The organism is Terrabacter sp. 01T434, assembly GCF_056398545.1.
Window position 1 is genome coordinate 295,745 of sequence record NZ_JBFTPP010000002.1, and the last position, 17,292, is coordinate 313,036.

Annotated in this window: 10 protein-coding genes; 5 read left to right on the top strand and 5 right to left on the bottom strand. The window is 70.8% G+C overall.

The annotated features are described in order from the left end of the window. Positions 1-49: 49 nt before the first annotated feature. The 4 genes from AC1DIW_RS06655 to AC1DIW_RS06670 all read right to left on the bottom strand — a co-directional run bounded on the left by AC1DIW_RS06655 (position 50) and on the right by AC1DIW_RS06670 (position 11,547). A complete protein-coding gene (locus AC1DIW_RS06655; protein WP_478106943.1) occupies positions 50-3,235 on the bottom strand; it encodes a multicopper oxidase domain-containing protein in 3,186 nt (1,061 codons plus the stop codon). A gap of 10 nt (positions 3,236-3,245) precedes the next feature. After that, positions 3,246-4,580 carry a multicopper oxidase domain-containing protein gene (locus tag AC1DIW_RS06660; protein WP_478106944.1) on the bottom strand — a complete coding sequence of 445 codons (1,335 nt, stop codon included), beginning with the start codon at positions 4,578-4,580 and terminating at the stop codon, positions 3,246-3,248. 21 nt (positions 4,581-4,601) lie between these two features. Beyond that, a complete protein-coding gene (locus AC1DIW_RS06665; protein ID WP_478106945.1) occupies positions 4,602-5,906 on the bottom strand; it encodes a multicopper oxidase domain-containing protein in 1,305 nt (434 codons plus the stop codon). 178 nt (positions 5,907-6,084) lie between these two features. Next, positions 6,085-11,547 carry an IPT/TIG domain-containing protein gene (locus AC1DIW_RS06670; protein ID WP_478106946.1) on the bottom strand — a complete coding sequence of 1,821 codons (5,463 nt, stop codon included), beginning with the start codon at positions 11,545-11,547 and terminating at the stop codon, positions 6,085-6,087. Between the two features lie 320 nt (positions 11,548-11,867). Between AC1DIW_RS06670 and AC1DIW_RS06675 the strand changes: the two genes are divergently transcribed. Together AC1DIW_RS06675 and AC1DIW_RS06680 are read left to right on the top strand one after the other, a co-directional pair. Next, positions 11,868-12,527, top strand: a complete 660-nt coding sequence (locus AC1DIW_RS06675; RefSeq protein WP_478107073.1) for a response regulator transcription factor — start codon at positions 11,868-11,870, stop codon at positions 12,525-12,527. After that, on the top strand, positions 12,527-13,684 hold the full coding sequence (locus AC1DIW_RS06680) for a sensor histidine kinase (protein ID WP_478106947.1): 1,158 nt from the start codon (positions 12,527-12,529) through the stop codon (positions 13,682-13,684). The genes AC1DIW_RS06675 and AC1DIW_RS06680 overlap by 1 nt, the downstream gene beginning before the upstream one ends. Before the next feature lie 48 nt (positions 13,685-13,732). On the opposite strand, the gene AC1DIW_RS06685 is transcribed toward AC1DIW_RS06680, so the two are convergent. After that, on the bottom strand, positions 13,733-15,091 hold the full coding sequence (locus tag AC1DIW_RS06685) for a 6-phospho-beta-glucosidase (RefSeq protein WP_478106948.1): 1,359 nt from the start codon (positions 15,089-15,091) through the stop codon (positions 13,733-13,735). Between the two features lie 215 nt (positions 15,092-15,306). On the opposite strand from AC1DIW_RS06685, the gene AC1DIW_RS06690 reads away from it, so the two are divergent. From AC1DIW_RS06690 to AC1DIW_RS06700, 3 genes are all read left to right on the top strand, one after another. After that, entirely contained in the window at positions 15,307-16,446 is a 1,140-nt protein-coding gene (locus tag AC1DIW_RS06690; protein ID WP_442278485.1) for a carbohydrate kinase family protein, read from the top strand. 32 nt (positions 16,447-16,478) lie between these two features. Next, entirely contained in the window at positions 16,479-16,844 is a 366-nt protein-coding gene (locus AC1DIW_RS06695) for a hypothetical protein (protein WP_478106949.1), read from the top strand. A 94-nt stretch (positions 16,845-16,938) separates the two neighbouring features. After that, on the top strand, positions 16,939-17,271 hold the full coding sequence (locus AC1DIW_RS06700; protein ID WP_442278483.1) for a cupin domain-containing protein: 333 nt from the start codon (positions 16,939-16,941) through the stop codon (positions 17,269-17,271). The last annotated feature ends 21 nt before the right edge of the window (positions 17,272-17,292 follow it).

The window sequence follows — 17,292 nt, forward strand, 5'->3', positions numbered from 1 at the left end:
TGCCGGCCGGGGTCACGGGCAGGTGACCCCGGCACGAGGTGGGACCGGATCAGGGAATGATGTTCCGGGTCGAGATGAAGCTGTCGAACCAGGCCGTGCCCGCCATGGTCGACGTGTTGGTGGTGGTTGCGATGACGCCCAGACGAGCCGACTGGACCTGCATCGCGGTGCCCGAGTTGTTGCCGGTTCGGGTGTCGCGCAGGACACCGTCGACGGTCAGCTTCAACGTGCCCCCCGTCGTCCCCTGGACCCAGTCGACCTTGACCGCGTGCGCGCCGGCGGTGAGGTTCACCGCGGGCCCGGTCGTGGTGGCGATCCGGTTGCGGTTCAGGACGCTCATGACGATCCGCACCTGTCCAGCGGTGGCGCCGGTGCCGACGCGGTGGTACTGCACCGCGAAGGCCTGCCCGGTGGTCGTCCGCCCCTCGAAGACCGTCGCCCAGGCCGTGCCGCTGGCGCCTGTGGTCAGGGTGTTGGGGTCGAACGAGAACTGGGCGTGGTAGGTCGACTCGTTGAGCGGCGTGTCGTCGACGACGTACGCCGGCGTGTTGCGCGCTCCCACCGTTGCTGCGAGTCCCACGTTGCCGCCGCCGGCGGGGATGCCGGCCGCCGTCGTGCCGGCCACCGCCCTGAACCGGGCCGACCAGGTCGACAGCGCGGTGTCGAACCCGTCGCTGAAGATCAGGTTGGGCCGGACCACGGTGACCGTGGCGGTGGAGGCGTTGCTCCAGTTGCCCGCAGCGTCCTGCAGGCGCAGGTGGAAGGTGTACGCGCCGTTCGGCAGCCCCGTCACAGGAACTTCTGCGCCGGCGTTGGCGCCGTCGTCGAACACCGTGGTGAGGCGGGTGGCCTTGCCGACCCCCGGGTCGGTCGTGCCGATCCAGTACTCCGCAGCCTGGAACCGCGGTCCGACGTAGTTCGGCACGGTCTCGGTGACCGCTCCCATCAGCGCGACGCTGGGTCCGCTCGTCGGGTTGGGAGTCGCGGTGAGCGCTCCGAGCACCGGGGCGGTCTTGTCGATGATCAGGCGCACCGCGGCGTTGTCGGCCGTGAGGCTGCCCCAGTTGCCGGCAGCGTCCTTGGCGTGGACGTTGACGAAGTGGGGGACGGCCGGGTTGAGCGACGTGACCTGGGTGAGCGGGATGAGGCCGTAGGCCTGCTCCTTCGGTGAGTCGAAGGCGCCGTCGACCGCGATCAGCGTGAGCCCCTTGCCCGAGACGGGTGCCGTTCCCGGGTCGAGGAAGGCCTCGGCCCCGGTGATGTTGCTCTGCGTGGCACCGCCGGCGTCGCGGTCCTCGACCTCGGTCGAGACGACGAGGTAGCCGGGGTAGGCCTTCGAGCTGAGCACCCCGTTGGTCGGGTTGGGCCCGACCGAGGCTGCGTTGACCCGCGGAGCCGTGACGTCGACGACCAGTGGCACGTCGAGCGGCGGGCCCCAGATGTTCTGGCTGTTGCGGCTGTGGACGAAGAGGTGCGTCGTGCCCTCGCCGACCCCCAGCACCGTGGCCGCCGGGACGGTGGCGGTGAGCGCGACCTTCGTGGCCTGGCGGTTGGGCGTCATCGGGATCCCCTGGCCGTCGACGCCCGGTGCGCCGATGAAGTACTCAGCTCCTGTGATCTGGCCGCCGGCGGCGGTGTCGTCGCCGGTGGCGCTGAGCGTCACGTTGCCCGTGCCGTTGGCGGGGTTCGGGGTGACCGTCCCAGCCATCGTCTGCGGGCCGGTCTTGGCCAGGTTGAGGATGACCGAGCCGACGACGCCCCAGTTGCCGGCGGCGTCGTGGCCGCGGACGTAGATCGTGTGCTTGCTCGAGCTGAGGCAGTGCAGGTCGACCGGCGGGGTCGCGGAGCTGCACTGCGTCGGCGTCGCGCTGGCCGGGATGGTGCCCGACACGACTGCCGAGGTGCTGCCGAACGTGCCGGTCATCTTGATGGTGCTCGTGCCAGCTGCGACCGTCGCGACGTCGTCGTCGACGACGAGCTCCGCCTGGTCGATGGCCGATCCGCCGCTGTTGGCGTCGGTCACCGTGGCGGTCACGGTGACCGCTCCCGTGCCGTCAGCCGGGTTCGGCGTGACACCGACCGCAGTCGAGGCCGGGCCCACCACATCGGTGCTCGGCGGCGGCGCGTTCGTGTCGAGGAAGGTGAGCATGCCACCGAAGGCGACCGACGTGGGGTCGACGCCCGCGGCCTGGCCGCCGTTGTCGAGCTGGGCGGCCGACTCGAAGAGCGCGAGCTTCGCCTCCGGGCCGGACGGCATCGTGACGAGCGAGTCCATCGTCACGCCGGGGTCGACCGCGGCGACGACGGACGGCTCGGGCGAGCCGAGGGCGTGCCCGTCGTGCGAGAGCAGCTGCTGCTCCCCGCCGAGCAGGCTCATCGGGTGCAGCTCCGTCCCCGCGTTGACGTAGCGCAGCAGCACCTTGTGTGCCTGGTCCGTCGCGACCGGGTCGGTCGAGGGGAACGGCTTGCCGTTGATGAGCCGGAACTTCGGCTTGAACTCGCGCAGGTCGGTGAACTTGGCCGGGTCGGCGTTGAGGGCGGGGTCGATCTCGCTGAGCACGAGCACCGCCTCGTCGTCGTAGGACTGGCCGTATGCCGTGCCGTCCGTCGAGAGCACGACGAGCGCACCAGCGAGACCCATGGCCACCTGGCGGGCGCCACCGGCGGTGTGGCCGGCCTCGTAGAGGAACGTTCCGGCCCGTGAGGCCGTGAAGGTGTAGCGCGCCGTGGCGCCGGGCGCGACACCCGGCGTCGCCGCCGTGGTGGACAGGCCCTCGCTGATGGACGCCGCGGGCTGCCCGGGCAGCGCGAGCGACGTCGGCTCGGTGAGTCCGTTGTGCAGCGTCAGCACGACACGGTCACCCTGTCGGGCGACGATGACCGGACCGGGGGCGGTGGCCGCCCCGGCCTCGGTCGTCGAGTAGCCCCAGATCGGGATCGACTGCGAGAGAAACTCGTTCGTCCCCGGCTTGGCCCAGAGGTCGCACGAGACGGTCTCGGGGTCGGGTGCGGACGCCGGCGTCACGGTGCAGCCGGGCGTCGTCGGCGTCAGCTTGCCGACCGCGGCAGCGGGTGCTGCCGCGGGAGCCGTGGCGGGTGCCACGGCGGCGGCCGAGGTGGGCCCGGAGGCCGGCGCGACGGCATACGCAGTCGTGGCGGCGAGAGCGGGAGTCGCGAGCGCGGCAGCGACGGCGGAGGCGCCGAGACGGAGCCGGAGGCTGGGTCGAGATGTCATCGGAGTCGCCTCACTTCACCGGGCAACCGGCGGGCGGGTCGATGCGGAAGACCGTCATCATGCCGCCGAAGGTTGCGCCGTAGTTGGTCGCCTGCTGGAGCGCGTGGCTGTGGGCCACGTGGTAGTACTCGCCGCACTCGTTGTTCACCGTGATGTTCGAGGGGAACGAGCCCTGCTGGCCGAGGTAGGGGCTCTCGTTGAACCACGTGTCGGTGCCGACGAGCAGCTGGTCGGTGATGACCGGCAGCTGGGTGGGCACGGGGTTCGTCGTCGCGTTCCAGTGCTCGACGTCACGCCAGTCCATGAGCGCGTCGACCGTCTGGCCGGGCATCACGTCGAGGTCGTACTTGAGGTACGAGAGGTCCTGGCCGGAGGTGCCCACGAGCGCGTGCCCGTCCTTGTTGACGACCCGCTCGTCACTGCCGTGCGGGTGGAAGGGGAAGCTCACGCGGCCGGCGTTGAGGTAGCGGATGACGGCCGGGTCCTTGTTGGTGGCTGCGTCCCACGGCTTGATGTGCACGAGGGCGCCGTACGGCTGGTTGGGCAGCCACGACGCGTTGTTGGGCGCGAGGGTGTCGGGCATGCTGCGGCCGTTGATCATGTAGTAGCGCGCGTTGTAGGCCGTCCAGTCGACCGGCTGCTTGCGCTCGACCGCCAGGTGGACGTCCGGGTCGATCTCCGAGAGGAGGAAGACGTACTCGTGCTGGGGGTTGAACACCGAGTCGGCTCGGTCGTTGACCTGGCCGGCAGCGGCGGCGGGGCGCACGACGAGGGCACCGAAGAGGCCCATCTCCTGCTGCTTCGTGACGTCGGTGCCGCTCGTGTAGAGGTAGGTGCCGGGTGACCCTGCCTTGAACTGGTAGGTGACCGAGCCCGAGGTTGCGGCCGCCGGCTGCACCATCGAGGTCAGCGCGTGTGAGGTGGCGTCGAACTGGGGCTGGGCCGCGTTGCCGTCCGCCGTGACACCCTTCTGGCCCGGGAAGACGATCGAGGTCGCCTCGGGCAGCTCGTTGTGCAGGACGACGGTGACGGTCTGGCCCGACGTGACGCAGAGGACCGGGCCGGGCAGCTGGAAGTGGCCCGAGCTGAGGCTGTAGCCCCACGAGTAGATCGAGTTGCCGTCCGGGGTGGAGACGTAGCCGTCCCGGGCCGTCAGCGAGAACGTCCCCTGGTTGCCCTTCTCGCAGAGCAGGCCCTCGGACGTCGCGGCCTGCGCGCCCGAGGTGGCGCCGAAGGCGGTGGCGGCCACGACGGCACCCACGCCCACCACCACCGGTGCACGCCCGCGGATCCGGGTCTTGAGCGGCACCCGGGTCCGGGCACCACGTGATCTGTTGAGTCGCATGATCATCCCTTCGTCGGGTCGTCAGGTGTTGGGCTGGATCTGGGGGCCGTAGGTCCCGGCGGCGCCGACGCGAAGGACGGTCATCATGCCGCCGAGTCCGGCTGCGCCCCCGTTCCCGGTGAGGCCGTGGGTCCGGTCGTAGAGCAGGTACTCGCCGGGCTTGGTCGGGGTGAGGAGCACGTCCCGGCTCTCCCCGGGGCCGACGTCGACGCTGTTGGTGGCCTGGTAGTTCGACGTGCCGTCGCGGCCACGGAGCAGGCTCGCGTCCTTGGCGATCACCGTCATGTCGACGTTGTCGAGCGTCATGGCGTGGTTCTGGTAGCCGAGGTTCGACAGCCGCAGCAGCACCGTCTCCCCGACGTTGCACGTGATGAGCGAGCTGATCGGCTGGTACTGGAGGCGGCCGGCCGCGGACGCTGTCGGGTCACCCCCGGGTGCGATCGTGTCGGGGTAGCCGCGACCGTTGAGCAGCCAGAAGCTGGGGGCGTAGTCGGTCCAGTCGCTGACCTGGATGTGGGCGTCGCGGTAGTGGGCGGCCGACCACAGCTCGGTCATCATGAACGCGAACTCGCGGTCGTAGCGGGTGCTGCCGTCGCCGTCGTTGTACGCGTACTTCGTGCCGACAGGGTGCCCGTTGACCGGCGTCTTGTTCTGGGCCGGCCGCACGAACACCATGCCGGTCATGCCCATCTGCACGTGCTCGACGTCCTCGAAGTGGCAGTGGTACATGTACGTCCCCGCGTCGTGGGGCCGATAGAAGTAGGACAGGTTGCGTCCGATGGGCACCGACAGCGACAGCTCGGGGACACCGTCGAAGAGCGGGATGGCGTTGACGAACCCGTGCCAGTGCAGGGTGTGGCCGTCGAAGAGGTCGGGCCGCTGGAGCAGACCCAGGTTCGTCAGGGTGATGGTGATGTCGTCGCCCTCGTCGAAGGCGAGCATCGGCGCGCTGATCTGCGCCTTCCCGCGAGTGGCCGCGACCTGCGCGTCGGAGAACCCCGTGACGTCACGGAACCCGAAGACGTAGGTGTCGAAGGGGCTCGGCGCCAGCGAGTCGGGGTAGAAGGGCAGGTCATGGGGCGAGCCGGCCGGCATGCTCACCCAGCCGTCCGTGCCGGCCAGGTGCACCGTCTTGCGCGGGCCCGGCGTCGTCGCGCGTGGCGTGACGACCCTCGGCATGGCCGCGGCGCTCCCGAAGGACACCCTCGACCCGAGGACCGCCGCGCCCAGCGCCCCGGCGCCCCCGAGGATGACAGCCCGTCGCCCGAGTCCCGCACGGTCCGCTGAGGTGGCGGCTGCGGTGAAGACGCTGCTCTCGTCGTTCATGGTCTGCTCCATTGGTCGGATCGACCGGTGCACCGGTCCATCGGGGTGTGCTTGGTGAGCGTGTGGTTGTTCGGCATCCCCATCGGGGAGCCGGGACGGTGAGGACCCCGGGGCGCGCGGGGGGAGGCCACCTCTCTGGGAGGAGGTGTCACGCCCCGGGGCAGTGAGTGGCGAGGCATCACGGTCCGACCTGGTCGGAGCCGGAGTCGAACCGCCGGCTGGTGCCGACGACGGTCGGCCTCGCCTGGTTGTCGATGTCCCGCAGTGGTGCAGCGACGGTGACGGTCCACGGGATGGCAACTCCCAGGATCGTCTGGCTGCCGTAGGTGACCGACGTGGTCCCGCGCCCCTTGCCGTATGCCGCCGCGCCCGCCCCGGAGAGGTGGTAGTCGGCCCGCAGCTGTGGAGGCAGCAGGGCTGTCACGATGGCCGCCTCCCGGAAGGCCGGGAAGGTGCGAGCGGCCAGGACAGTCACGGTGAGCTCGGGCGTCGGGTCCTTGAACCCGGGGGTGTCGGTGACGGTGACGTTGGCTCCCCCGTCGGTGCCCGCCGTCGTCTGGATCAGACCACCGACGGGGTGGAGAGAGCCCGGGCCGCCGACGACCGCCATGTCCCATGGGTTGACGGAGTTGGTGCTGCCGTCGGGCAGGGTGCCGCCGATGCCGTAGACGTAGCCGCCGATGTAGGTGCCGGCCCGGTTGTCGTTGAAGACGTTGTCGAGCAGGACGGGCTTGCTGAAGGTCGCCTGCCCGTTCGTGCGCACCAGACTGAAGCCCGTCAGGCCGTTGCTGTTCAGCCGAGCCATGAGCACATCGCTGTTCGGGCCGGTCGAAAGGCCCGCGGGGGCTGGCAGGCCGTCCGAGGTGACCGCCGTCGCCGTCGTCATGTTGCCGGCGACGGTGTTGTCGACGATGTTGACGAACGGCGCGTCGTCGAGGGCGATGCCGCCACCCTCGTGGGCCGACACGTTGTTGGTGATCGTGTTGTTCGTGATGGTGATCGTCTGCGGGTCCAGCTTGGTGACGTGCGTGCCGGCCACCTGGAGCAGTCGGATGCCGCCGCCGTCGTCGCTCGCGAGGTTGGCGTCGATGACGTTGCCGTCGATTGTCGCCGAGCCCGTGCCGGGGCTGAGTCCGGTCGGCGTGGCCGGCAGCTCGCCGGCGAGCATGATCGCGCCGCCCTCGTCGTAGGAGCTGTTGAACCAGACGGTGTTGCCGCTGATCGTGCCGCCGTTGCTGAAGCCGGGGTTGCTCATGTAGCCGAAGGCCGTCAGGGCGCCGCCGTACTCCGCGGAGAAGTTGCCGCAGATGGCGTTGTGCTGGACCTTGTAGCCGTCGCTTCCGGTGAAGAGTCCGATGCCGCCGGCGAGGTTGGTCCCGCCGTTGTTGAGCACCTGGTTGTCGGCGATGACCGTGTCGTAGTTGCGGTTGTCACCCGTGTAGGGCGTGCCGACCCGGATGCCGCCGCCGTAGCTGCCGCTGTTGCCGACGATGAGGTTGTCGGTGATCCGGGTGCTGCGGTTGTTGTTGTGGAGGTAGATGCCGCCGCCCTGGGTCACGAGGGCACCCGTGGCGCCGTACGGCGTCTTGGTGCCGCCCGTGAGGACGTTGACGTTGCCGGGGAAGTCGGTCTGGGCTCCGCCGGTGACCTGCAGGCCGTCGATGGCGACGGGGTAGGCCGCGTCGGACCCAGTGCCGCGCGGGTCGTCGAGGACCGTGATCGTCGCGGCGTCCGGCACGTCGAGCTCGCCGCTGTAGGTGAGCGAGCCGAGCAGGTTGAGCCAGGCCGTGCCGCCGGGCAGGTCCGGGCTGAAGCCGGAGCCGTCGATGATCGAGCCGGCAATCCACTTCTGCGAGCCGTCCGTCTGCGGGATGAAGCCGCCGGGGCCGACACCCTGGATGGCGACGCGGTGGTGGACGATGACGTTCTCGTTGTACTCACCGCGCGGGTTGAGCGCAGAGGGTGCTCCGGGCCAGACGACGACGAGCCAGTACTTGCCGGACGAGGTCGGCTTGGCCGCCTCGAGCGCGGCCTGGACCGTGGGGTACGGCTTGCCCGGGCCGACCTCGGCGACGTTCGGGTTGTAGGCCGCCGAGGCGGTGTTCTGGGCGCCGAGGTTCCAGATCGTGATGCCGTTGAACGTCGACCGCTTGGAGCCGTTGGTGATCGACACCTTGAGGGCGCCACGAGAGGTCGACGAGACGGCGGGGACGGTGAACGAGATGCTCGTGTCGGACCAGCTCGTCACGGCGGCTCCCGTGACCGTCGAGCCCGCGGCGTTCGTCAGCGTGACGGAGCCGGTGCCCTGGGTCGCCCCGAAGCCCTTGCCGGTGACGGTGACAGTGCGTCCCGTGCCGGTCGGGCGGACGTACGGGTGGTCCACGGCGAGCAGCTGCGGGTCGGTGAGGCCCAGGTCGCAGCGCGCCGGGTTCGACGCGGTGGTCCCGGGGGCGAGCACGGTCGCGGCTGCCTGGGTGGGCGCCGTGTCGGTCACGGTGTAGACGCCGGGCCAGCCCTGGAAGTTCGTGCTGATGGTGCGGTAGGCCGGGTTGTAATCGGGGTTCGGGTCACCCGGCCCGCCGGGGTCGTTGCCGGTGAAGCGGTACATGTTCGGGCAGGGACCGGCCGGCACCGGGCAGTTGTAGGTGCTCGTCGACGGCTCGAGGGCCTCGTACATGCCGTTGAAGTCGGTGTGGGTGGTGTCGACGAGTCGCCCGCTCCAGTCGTAGAGGCCGACGGGGACGTTGGGCAGGCCCTGGGCCTCGCCGTAGTTGGCGCTCCGCTTGTCGAGGGACAGGCCGAGGTCGTTGATCGTCAGGCCCCAGAAGTGCGTCGGGATCGGGACGGGTGTGAAGAGGTTGAAGTTCGGCGCGACCGTCTGCCCGCTGCGCACGGTGATGAGCTTCGAGTCGCAGAGCGGCCGGTCCTGGCCCTCGAAGGGGCTGCCACCGCCGGCCTGGAAGGCCGGGTTGGTGACGCGGACGGTGTGAAGCGGGCCTGCGCACGGGGAGATGATGCCGGGTCCCTGCGACGGCGGCTGGGTCGGCGGCAGCGGGTCGTTGCCGGTTCCGGGACCGTCGGACGCGGCCTCGGTGGCATTCGGCGGGAAGTTCTCCTGCGGGAGGTAGGTGTCGCCGTCGAAGACGTTGACGTCCTCTTCCTTGGTGACCTGGTACATCGGCTTGCCGTCGACCGGGTCCTTGGGCACGTCGACGGCCACGATGTAGTCGCCGGCGGCCAGGTCACCGAAGCCGTAGTTGCCGTTGACCGTCTGGCTGGCGGCCCCGGGCGTGCTGTCGGACGGGCCGGCCTGCACTCCCATCATCGGGGCCTCGACGCAGAGGTTGTTGGCCGCTGCTCCGGACTCGGGCAGGGCGAGCTGGTCGCTCAGCTCGGTGCCGTCCCACTGGCGAGCCGTGCAGCCGCGCGGCGCCGCCCACTCCTCGCTCGTGTACTTGTCCTTCTCCGGACCCTTGACGAGCGCGCCACGCTCCGGGTCGGGGTTCGGGATGGTCTGCGGGGCCGAGGGGTCGGTGTCGTGGGCAGGGTTCGGCACCGACATCGGCACGATGGCCTTGCCCTGCCGGCACGAGTTCGCGATGTCCTCGGGCGTCGTCGCCGCACAGGGCACCGACTCGTAGACGTGGACGTTCACGTCCGGGATGCCGGGCTGGTAGGCCTCGCTGACCGCGTCTGCGGGGTCCAGCTCGTTGCGGGTCGTGTCGTAGGAGACCGTCGCAGCGATGCCGCCGTTGTCGTTCGTCGCGTAGGGCTCAACACCCCAGTCGATCCGCCCGGAGAGGCCGATGACCGGCAGGAAGTTGATGTCCACGAGGCCGCCCAGGATCGTCGTGGGTGAGTCCTCGTTGTCGGCCTGGTAGGTCACTCCGGTGGTCCGGTAGCGGGTGTTGAACGCCTCGAGGACGAGCCACTTGCTGAGCGGGTAGCCCTCCTGGATGTCGTAGACGCCGGCGTCGTTCGTGGTGACCGTGTTCGTGTACTGGTCCATGAGCGTGTTGTCGCGCTCGCGGACGGTCAGCGCGAACTGGGGCACCGCCGCCTCGCCGGGGTCGCGCTTGCCGTTGCCGTTGTCGTCGACGAAGACGGTGCCGCGCACGTGGGTGAACCAGCCGACGAGCATCTTGTTGCCGACGTCGACGAGGCCACCGCCGGAGACCTCGACGTTGAAGCTCCACAGGATGTAGTCCTGGTTGTCGTCCCAGATGGTCAGCTGGTAGGTGCCGTCCGGGACGTTCTTGATGTCGAACGAGCCGTTGGCGGCGCCCCGACCGACGTAGACGGCCGCGTCTCCACCCGTGAGGTCCGACAGGGCGACCCACGGCGCCGGGATCGGCCCGGCGGACTTCGCCCCGGCCCACCCGGTCTCGGGGACGACCTGGCCGTTCTGGCCGCCGATGTAGGGCAGGCCGGCGACGGCGACGCCCTTGATCTCGCCGGTCGGCGGGTTCGTCCTCGGCACGCTCATCGCCTTGACGCGGACGAAGCCGAACTGGGTGGCCGGGACCGGCTCGGCCCCCTTGATGAACTCGGTGTCGAGGCCGGTGTCGCCCTCCTGCACCCAGATGTCGTGGTCGTGGCCGCCCTCGAGGGTCGTCGTCTGGACCCAGCCCGACTGGCCGACCGGCGGCGAGACGGTGGCGCCGTAGCGGTTCGGGCCGAGGTTGGGGATCGTGATGACACCCTGGGCGTCGCTCGTGCACTTGCCGGTCGACCGCCTCGTGTCGACGACGGGCTTGCCGTCGGCCCCGAACGTCATCCGTCCGGTCCTCCGGTCGTGGACGTACACGGTGCACAGGGCGTTGCCGTAGTAGTCGGTGCTCACCAGTCCGAGGACGTCGGAGAGGTTGCCGGTGAAGCCGCGGAGACCCTGCTCCGCGTCGGCCTCGTAGGTCCCGTCGGTCGGGACGTTGTCGTTGAAGACCTGGATCTTGATGGTCGCCAGCGGCAGCGGCAGCGGCTGCATCCCGACCTCGACCGCGGTCTGCCGGCCGGCGACCACGCTGAAGTGGGCGCCGTCGATCTTGAAGTCGGGGGCGGTCACCGAGATGAGGTACTTGCCGGGCTTGAGGCCCTTGAGCAGGGTGGCCTTGGCGAGGTCGTTCTGGTCGCCCTGGGCCACGATCTTGGAGTGCCCCGACGTCGGGCGGACCGACGGCCAGGGGCAGCTGTCGGCATACGGCTCGGTCGGGTCTCCGGCGGCCGGGTTGGCCGGCTTGGTGCTCCCGCCCGGTGCGCGCGACGGCAGGCAGCGGTCGAGGAGCGGCGCGGCGGCCGTGCCCGGGTCGCCAGTGCTGTCCTCGTTGATCATCCACTGGTACGTGCCGACGGGGTCGCCCTTGTGGACAAGGGGCGAGGTCGTACTAGTGGGATCCAACGTGCGTGCGCTCGCGACGGCGAGCGAGATGCAGCCGCTCCCGGCAGCAGTGCCTGGCGGACAGTTGGCGACGGTCACGACGGTGGGCGCGACTGCCGCGGGCGCCGTGGCCGGTGCGGCCACCGTGCTCGACGCGGCCGCGGCGGTGGCCACCGGCCCACCCACCTGGGCCATTCCGGCGATGGCGAGCGCGCTCAGGCTCGCGATGACTGAAACGGAACGCCTGCGCAGCTTCGACACGTCCACGGCAACCCCCACGTGATGCGGCGGGCTCGGTGCGAGCCCGCTGTCCCGCGAACGTCGCAGGCGTCGTCAGGGCGCACGGCCGAGACGGGTCGCAGGCTCAGCCAACTGTCACCGATCCGGTGGGCGTCGCCTCAGGGACGCGTCACCGTTCCGGGAGCCCGCCGTCATATACCTGTCATCTTCGTGCCCGTTATGCGACGGTGCATCCGGGTGTGGGACACCAGCTCGCACCACTTGTGGCCCTTTTCCGTCCCGAGATCGACGGTGCGACCCATACTGATCCTGCATATCGGGGAGGGGGGTCTCTCATGGCTACGGTGATGGTCGTAGACGACGAGGAAAGAGTCCGAACACTGCTGGCGAAGTCGCTGTCGTCGCAAGGTCACACGGTGGTGACCGCGGCATCGGCGAGTGCAGCCATCGACCGGCTGGCGTCCAAGTCCGTCGACCTGGTCGTCCTCGACCTGGTCATGCCGGGCCTGGGGGGCCTGGCCGTGCTTAACGCACTGAACGAGGGCAAGAAGACGACGCCGGTCATCGTGCTGTCGGGGGTCACCGATGTGGCGTCCCGGGTCGAGGCGCTCGACCGCGGGGCCGTCGACGTCGTGTCCAAGCCGTTCAGTCTGACCGAGCTGCTCGCTCGCGTCCGGCGCAACGTCGGGCTGACCCGAAGCGTGCCCGACGACCGCTGTCTGGACGTGGGCGGCATACGCCTCGACGTCGGTAGGCGCCGCGCGACGTTCCGCTCGGTCAGCGCCTCGCTCACGGAACGGGAGGTCAGCCTGCTCGCGCACCTCATGCGGCGCGCTGGACAGGTGTGCCACCGGGAGGAGCTGCTCCACGACGTCTGGCAGCTCGACTTCGACCCCGGCAGCAACGTCGTCGAGGTCTGCGTCGGGCGGATCCGCGCCAAGCTCGGGCAGGACATCCCGATCGAGACGCTGCGCGGCGTCGGCTACGGCCTCTACGAGGACGCCTGATGCTGCGTCAACGGATGGTCCTGCTGTGGGGTGTGGTCGCGGCGCTCAGCTCGGCCGCGATGATCGCCCTGCCCGGCAGTGAGACGGTGCCCTACCACATCGGCTGGGCGGCCTTCGCGCTCTGCTTCGGCCTCGAGCAGTGGAGCCGGCGATCCACCTGGATCGGGCTGGGTCTCTTCACCGGGGTGACCGGGGTGATCCTCGCGGACCGGGTCACGACCGGAGTGCTCGACTGGCAGGAGACCACGGAGATCCCGCTCATGCTGCTGCTCATGGTGCTCATGATCTGGCACGTGCGGCGCCGGCAGCAGGCACTGTCGGACCTCACCGACCTCGCGGCCCGCGAGCGCGCGGACTCGACGATGCGCGAGCTGCTCACGCAGCGCACGTCCCACGAGATGCGGTCGCCGCTCATGATCTCCCGCGGCTACGTCGAGCTGCTGATGGACCGGACTCCGGCGGGCGAGGACCTGTCGGATCTGCAGGTCGTCGACGAGGAGCTGTCACGGCTGACCCGCGTGTGCGAGCGGCTCGTGCGCAGCATGCGCGTGGAGCTCGACCTCGAGATCATCGAGATCGACCTCCACGCCGTGCTGCAGCAGACGGCCCGACGGTGGTCTACCGTCGCACCGCGACACTGGCAGGTCGAGTCGCCGGCGATCACCCTCGACTGCTCTCCGGAGCGACTGCGGGCCTGCCTCGACACCCTCGTCGAGAACGCACTGCGCTACACCGAGCGCGACGACGACACGGTGATGCTCTACGCCCGCCCGATGCGCGACGCCATCGCCATCGGGGTCGCCGACTCCGGGCGCGGCTTCAGCGCCGACACCCTGCGCACGGCCGCCGGGCAGGATCACGCGCATCCGGTGGCCCACATCCTCGACGGTGTGCGCGACGACCTCTCGCAGACCGGTCTCGGGCTCTCCCTCGTGCGGGACGTCGCGACCCGCCGCGGCGGCTGGGTTCAGCTGGGGGTGTCCCCGTGGGGCGGGGCCGACGTCGCGATCATCTTCCCGCTCGTCCCGCAGGTTGCCGGGGGTCAGTCCCTCTGGCCGACCCCGGTGGACGTGCCGACCACGCCCCAGCTCATGCCCCTCTGGCGCTCCGCGACGGCGCGGAAGACGGAGCCCGGGACCGAGGCGTTCAGCGCCTGAAGCACCCCCAGCGACACATCTCCGGGTGACTCGACGGCAAACCGACAATCACCGCAGCGCGCAGTAGAAAGCGGGCAGCCGCCGCTCGTATGCACTCATGACCTCGCGCGCCACCGTGACCGAGTCGACGAGCGGGTGGAGCGCGAACGCCTCCACGGCGAGCGACCTGGACTGCTCGACCGCGGCGCGGATGACGAGCTCGTCGACGGCCTTGACCTGCTGGGCGAGCCCGAGCGCGTGGCCGGGCAGGGCGCTCACCGGCAGCGGCACCGGACCCGCGGCGTCGACGCGGCACGGGACCTCGACGACCGCGTCGGTGGGCAGCCCGGCGACGGCACCTCCACCACGGACGTTGAGGATCAGGCGCGCCGGCTCGTCACGGGCGATCGCCGCCATCAGCGCGAGGGCCACTCCCTCGTAGCCGCCTCCCTCGACGTCCGCCTCGGCCCGCTCGTGCGACGCCCCGTCGTCGCCCTCGCGGGTCTCCTGCATGTAGGTCGCGTTGCGCTCGCGCCGGACCGCGTCCCACCGCTGCCAGGCGTCGTCGCGCGAGGCGGCCACGGCCGAGTAGAAGTCGGCCTGCTGGGCGACGAGGTACTCCCCGCGCGTCCGCGGGGCGCTCCTGATCTGCGCGATCGCGTCGCGCGTGAAGTAGTAGTAGTAGAGGTACTCGTTGGGCAGGGCCCCGAGCGTTCGCAGCCAGTCCGTGCCGAAGAGGTGGCCCTCCTCGATCGCCGCGAGCGCCGTCTCGTCGGCGAGCAGGTCCGGCAGCACGTCGCGCCCGTCCCGCCGCAGCCCGGTGAGCCAGCCGAGGTGGTTGAGCCCGGCGTAGTCGATCTCGAGGTCGTCGAGGTCGTGCCCGACCGCGCCGGCAGCACGCTTGGCGAGACCCAGCGGCGAGTCGCAGATGCCGACCACCCGGTCACCGAGCACCGACTGCATCGCCTGGGTGACCAGCCCGGCCGGGTTGGTGAAGTTGATGACCCACGCGTCCGGGGCCAGACGGCGTATGCGTCGGGCGACGTCGAGCGCGACGGGGACGGTGCGCAGGCCGTAACCGACACCACCGGGCCCGGTCGTCTCCTGGCCGAGCAGCCCGAGGTCGAGCGCGATCCGCTCGTCGGCAGTGCGTCCCTCGAGACCGCCGACACGCATCGCCGAGAAGACGAAGTCGGCCCCGGCAAGCGCCGTGTCGAGGTCGGTCGTCGCGGTGACGGTGGGTGGCGCGACCGGGCCGCCGACGTCGGCGGCCTGTGCGGACAGGACCATTCGCATGACGTCGAGCTTGGCGTGGTCCGTGTCGTGCAGCACGACCTCGGTGACGCGGCGGTCGGCGGTGTCGCGCAGGAGCGCACCGTGGACGAGCGGCACGCGGAACCCGCCCCCGCCGAGGATGACCAGCTTCATGGCAGCACCACCCTCGGACCGTACCAAGGCAGGACGCGGCAGCAACGCCAAGCCCCGATCGAGAGAGCAATCCGTCCGCGCCGGACGGATCGCTCTTTCGATCAGCGGGGTGAGCGCACCCCACCCCGATCGAGAGAGCAATCCGTCCGCGCCCTCCTCCGATCGAGAGAGCAATCCGTCCGCGCCCGGGGGAACACGGCGAGTCGTGAACGACGATGCGCGATCATGGGGACGTGCCCCTTCACCACACCTTCGACCCGCTCGCGGCCCTGCGTCGCCCCGACGAGCCGTCGCTCGACGTGTTCGTCTGGGGCACCGTCTTCCTCGACATGATCTTCGCCGGACTGCCCCACGCCCCGAAGCCGGGCACCGAGGTGTGGGCCGACGGGCTCGCGTCGTGCCCGGGCGGCATCGCCAACCTTGCCGTCGCCACCCGCCGGCTCGGACTGCGCACCGGCCTCGCGGCCGCGTTCAGCGACGACGACTACGGCGACTTCTGCTGGCGCACCCTGGAGGAGCAGGAGGGCATCGACCTCGCCCGGAGCCGCCGCTTCGCCGACTGGCACAGCCCGGTGACCGTCTCGATGTCGGTCGACCGCGACCGCAGCATGGTCTCCCACGGCCACCCGTCCCCCGTACCGGCCAGCGAGCTGATCGGCACGCCACCGCGCTCGCGCGCCGTCATGGTCGACCTCGGCGAGGACGAGGTCTGGGGCGCGACGGGGCCGACATGGGTCGACCGCGCCCGCGACAACGGTTCCCTCGTCTTCGCCGACGTCGGCTGGGACCCCAAGGAGCAGTGGTCGCCGCACGTGCTCGAGCGCCTGGACCGTTGCGACGTGTTCATGCCGAATGCCGTCGAGGCCATGGCCTACACCGGCACCGGCTCGCCCGCCGAGGCCGTCTACGCCCTGGCGGACCGGGTGCCCGTCGCCATCGTCACCGACGGCGCCGCCGGAGCTCTCGGCATCGACGCCCGCACCGGGGAGGAGGCGCGCGTCCCCGCGCTGCGCGTCCGGGAGGTCGACCCGACCGGGGCGGGCGACGTGTTCGGCGCCGCGCTGCTCGTCGGCACCCTCGCGGAGTGGCCGCTCGAGCAGCGGATGACCTTCGCCAGCCTGTGCGCCGGGCTGGCCCTCCAGCAGTACGGCGGCTCGCTCGCGGCGCCGGGCTGGGGCGACCTCGCCGACTGGTGGACCGCACTCGTGTCCGACACGAGCGGCGACGCCTACCACCGCTCGCTCCGGCGACGCTTCGCCTTCCTCGACGAGATCGTGCCCCGGGTGCCCGTCCTGGCGTGCCGGCGCGCGACCGCGACGATCGCACGCCGTGCCGACGTGCAGGACCTCGACTGACCGGCCCTGCGCTGGGCGGGCACGATGGTGACGTGACCGAGCTGCCCGAAGACGTCCGTGACCTCGCCGCGCTCGACCTGTACGGCGCGCAGGTCCAGGACTGGTCCATCGCCGGGGACTCGTTCACGTGGACGCTGCTCGCCGGCGACACCCACGCGGGCCACGAGCTCGCGACCGTGACCTACGTGGGCGCCGTCGTGCTGCACACGAACCGGCGGGACCTCGACCGCGCCGTCGCGGCCGCCGCCGAGGTCGAGCGCTCGACGGTCGCACCGACGCAGGACAGCGGGTTCGAGCACCGGATCACCCTCGCGCCCGGCTACGCGATCGTCATCCGCTTCTGGAGCGTCGAGGTTCGCCGGATGCCGGCACCCGACCACCTGCGGCGGGTCCGTTGACCCTCGGCCGGGCCACCCGGCATACGCCCTCGGTCGTATGCCGTGTGGTCCGGTACCGACGACGCATCGCCGCCCGGGGTGCCATGGTGGGTCCATGGAGAAGTCATCGCTGACCGCCCTCGCCCGCGAGCTGCTCGAGCACGCCACGACGACCTCGAGCGGTCGCGGCGCGGACACGGTCTACGGCGGCCACGAGCACGTGCTGCGCCAGACCGTCATCGCGCTGGCGGCGGGCCGTTCGATGACCGAGCACGAGAACCCCGGCGAGGCCACGGTGCAGGTCTTGCGGGGACGCGTGCGCATGAGCGCCGGAGACGTCGCGTGGGAGGGCGCGCCGGGTGACCTGCTCGTCGTCCCGCAGGCGCGCCACACGCTCGAGGCGCTCGAGGACTCGGCCGTGCTGCTCACCGTCGCCAAGCTGCCCTGAGCCGGCGACACGGCATACGCC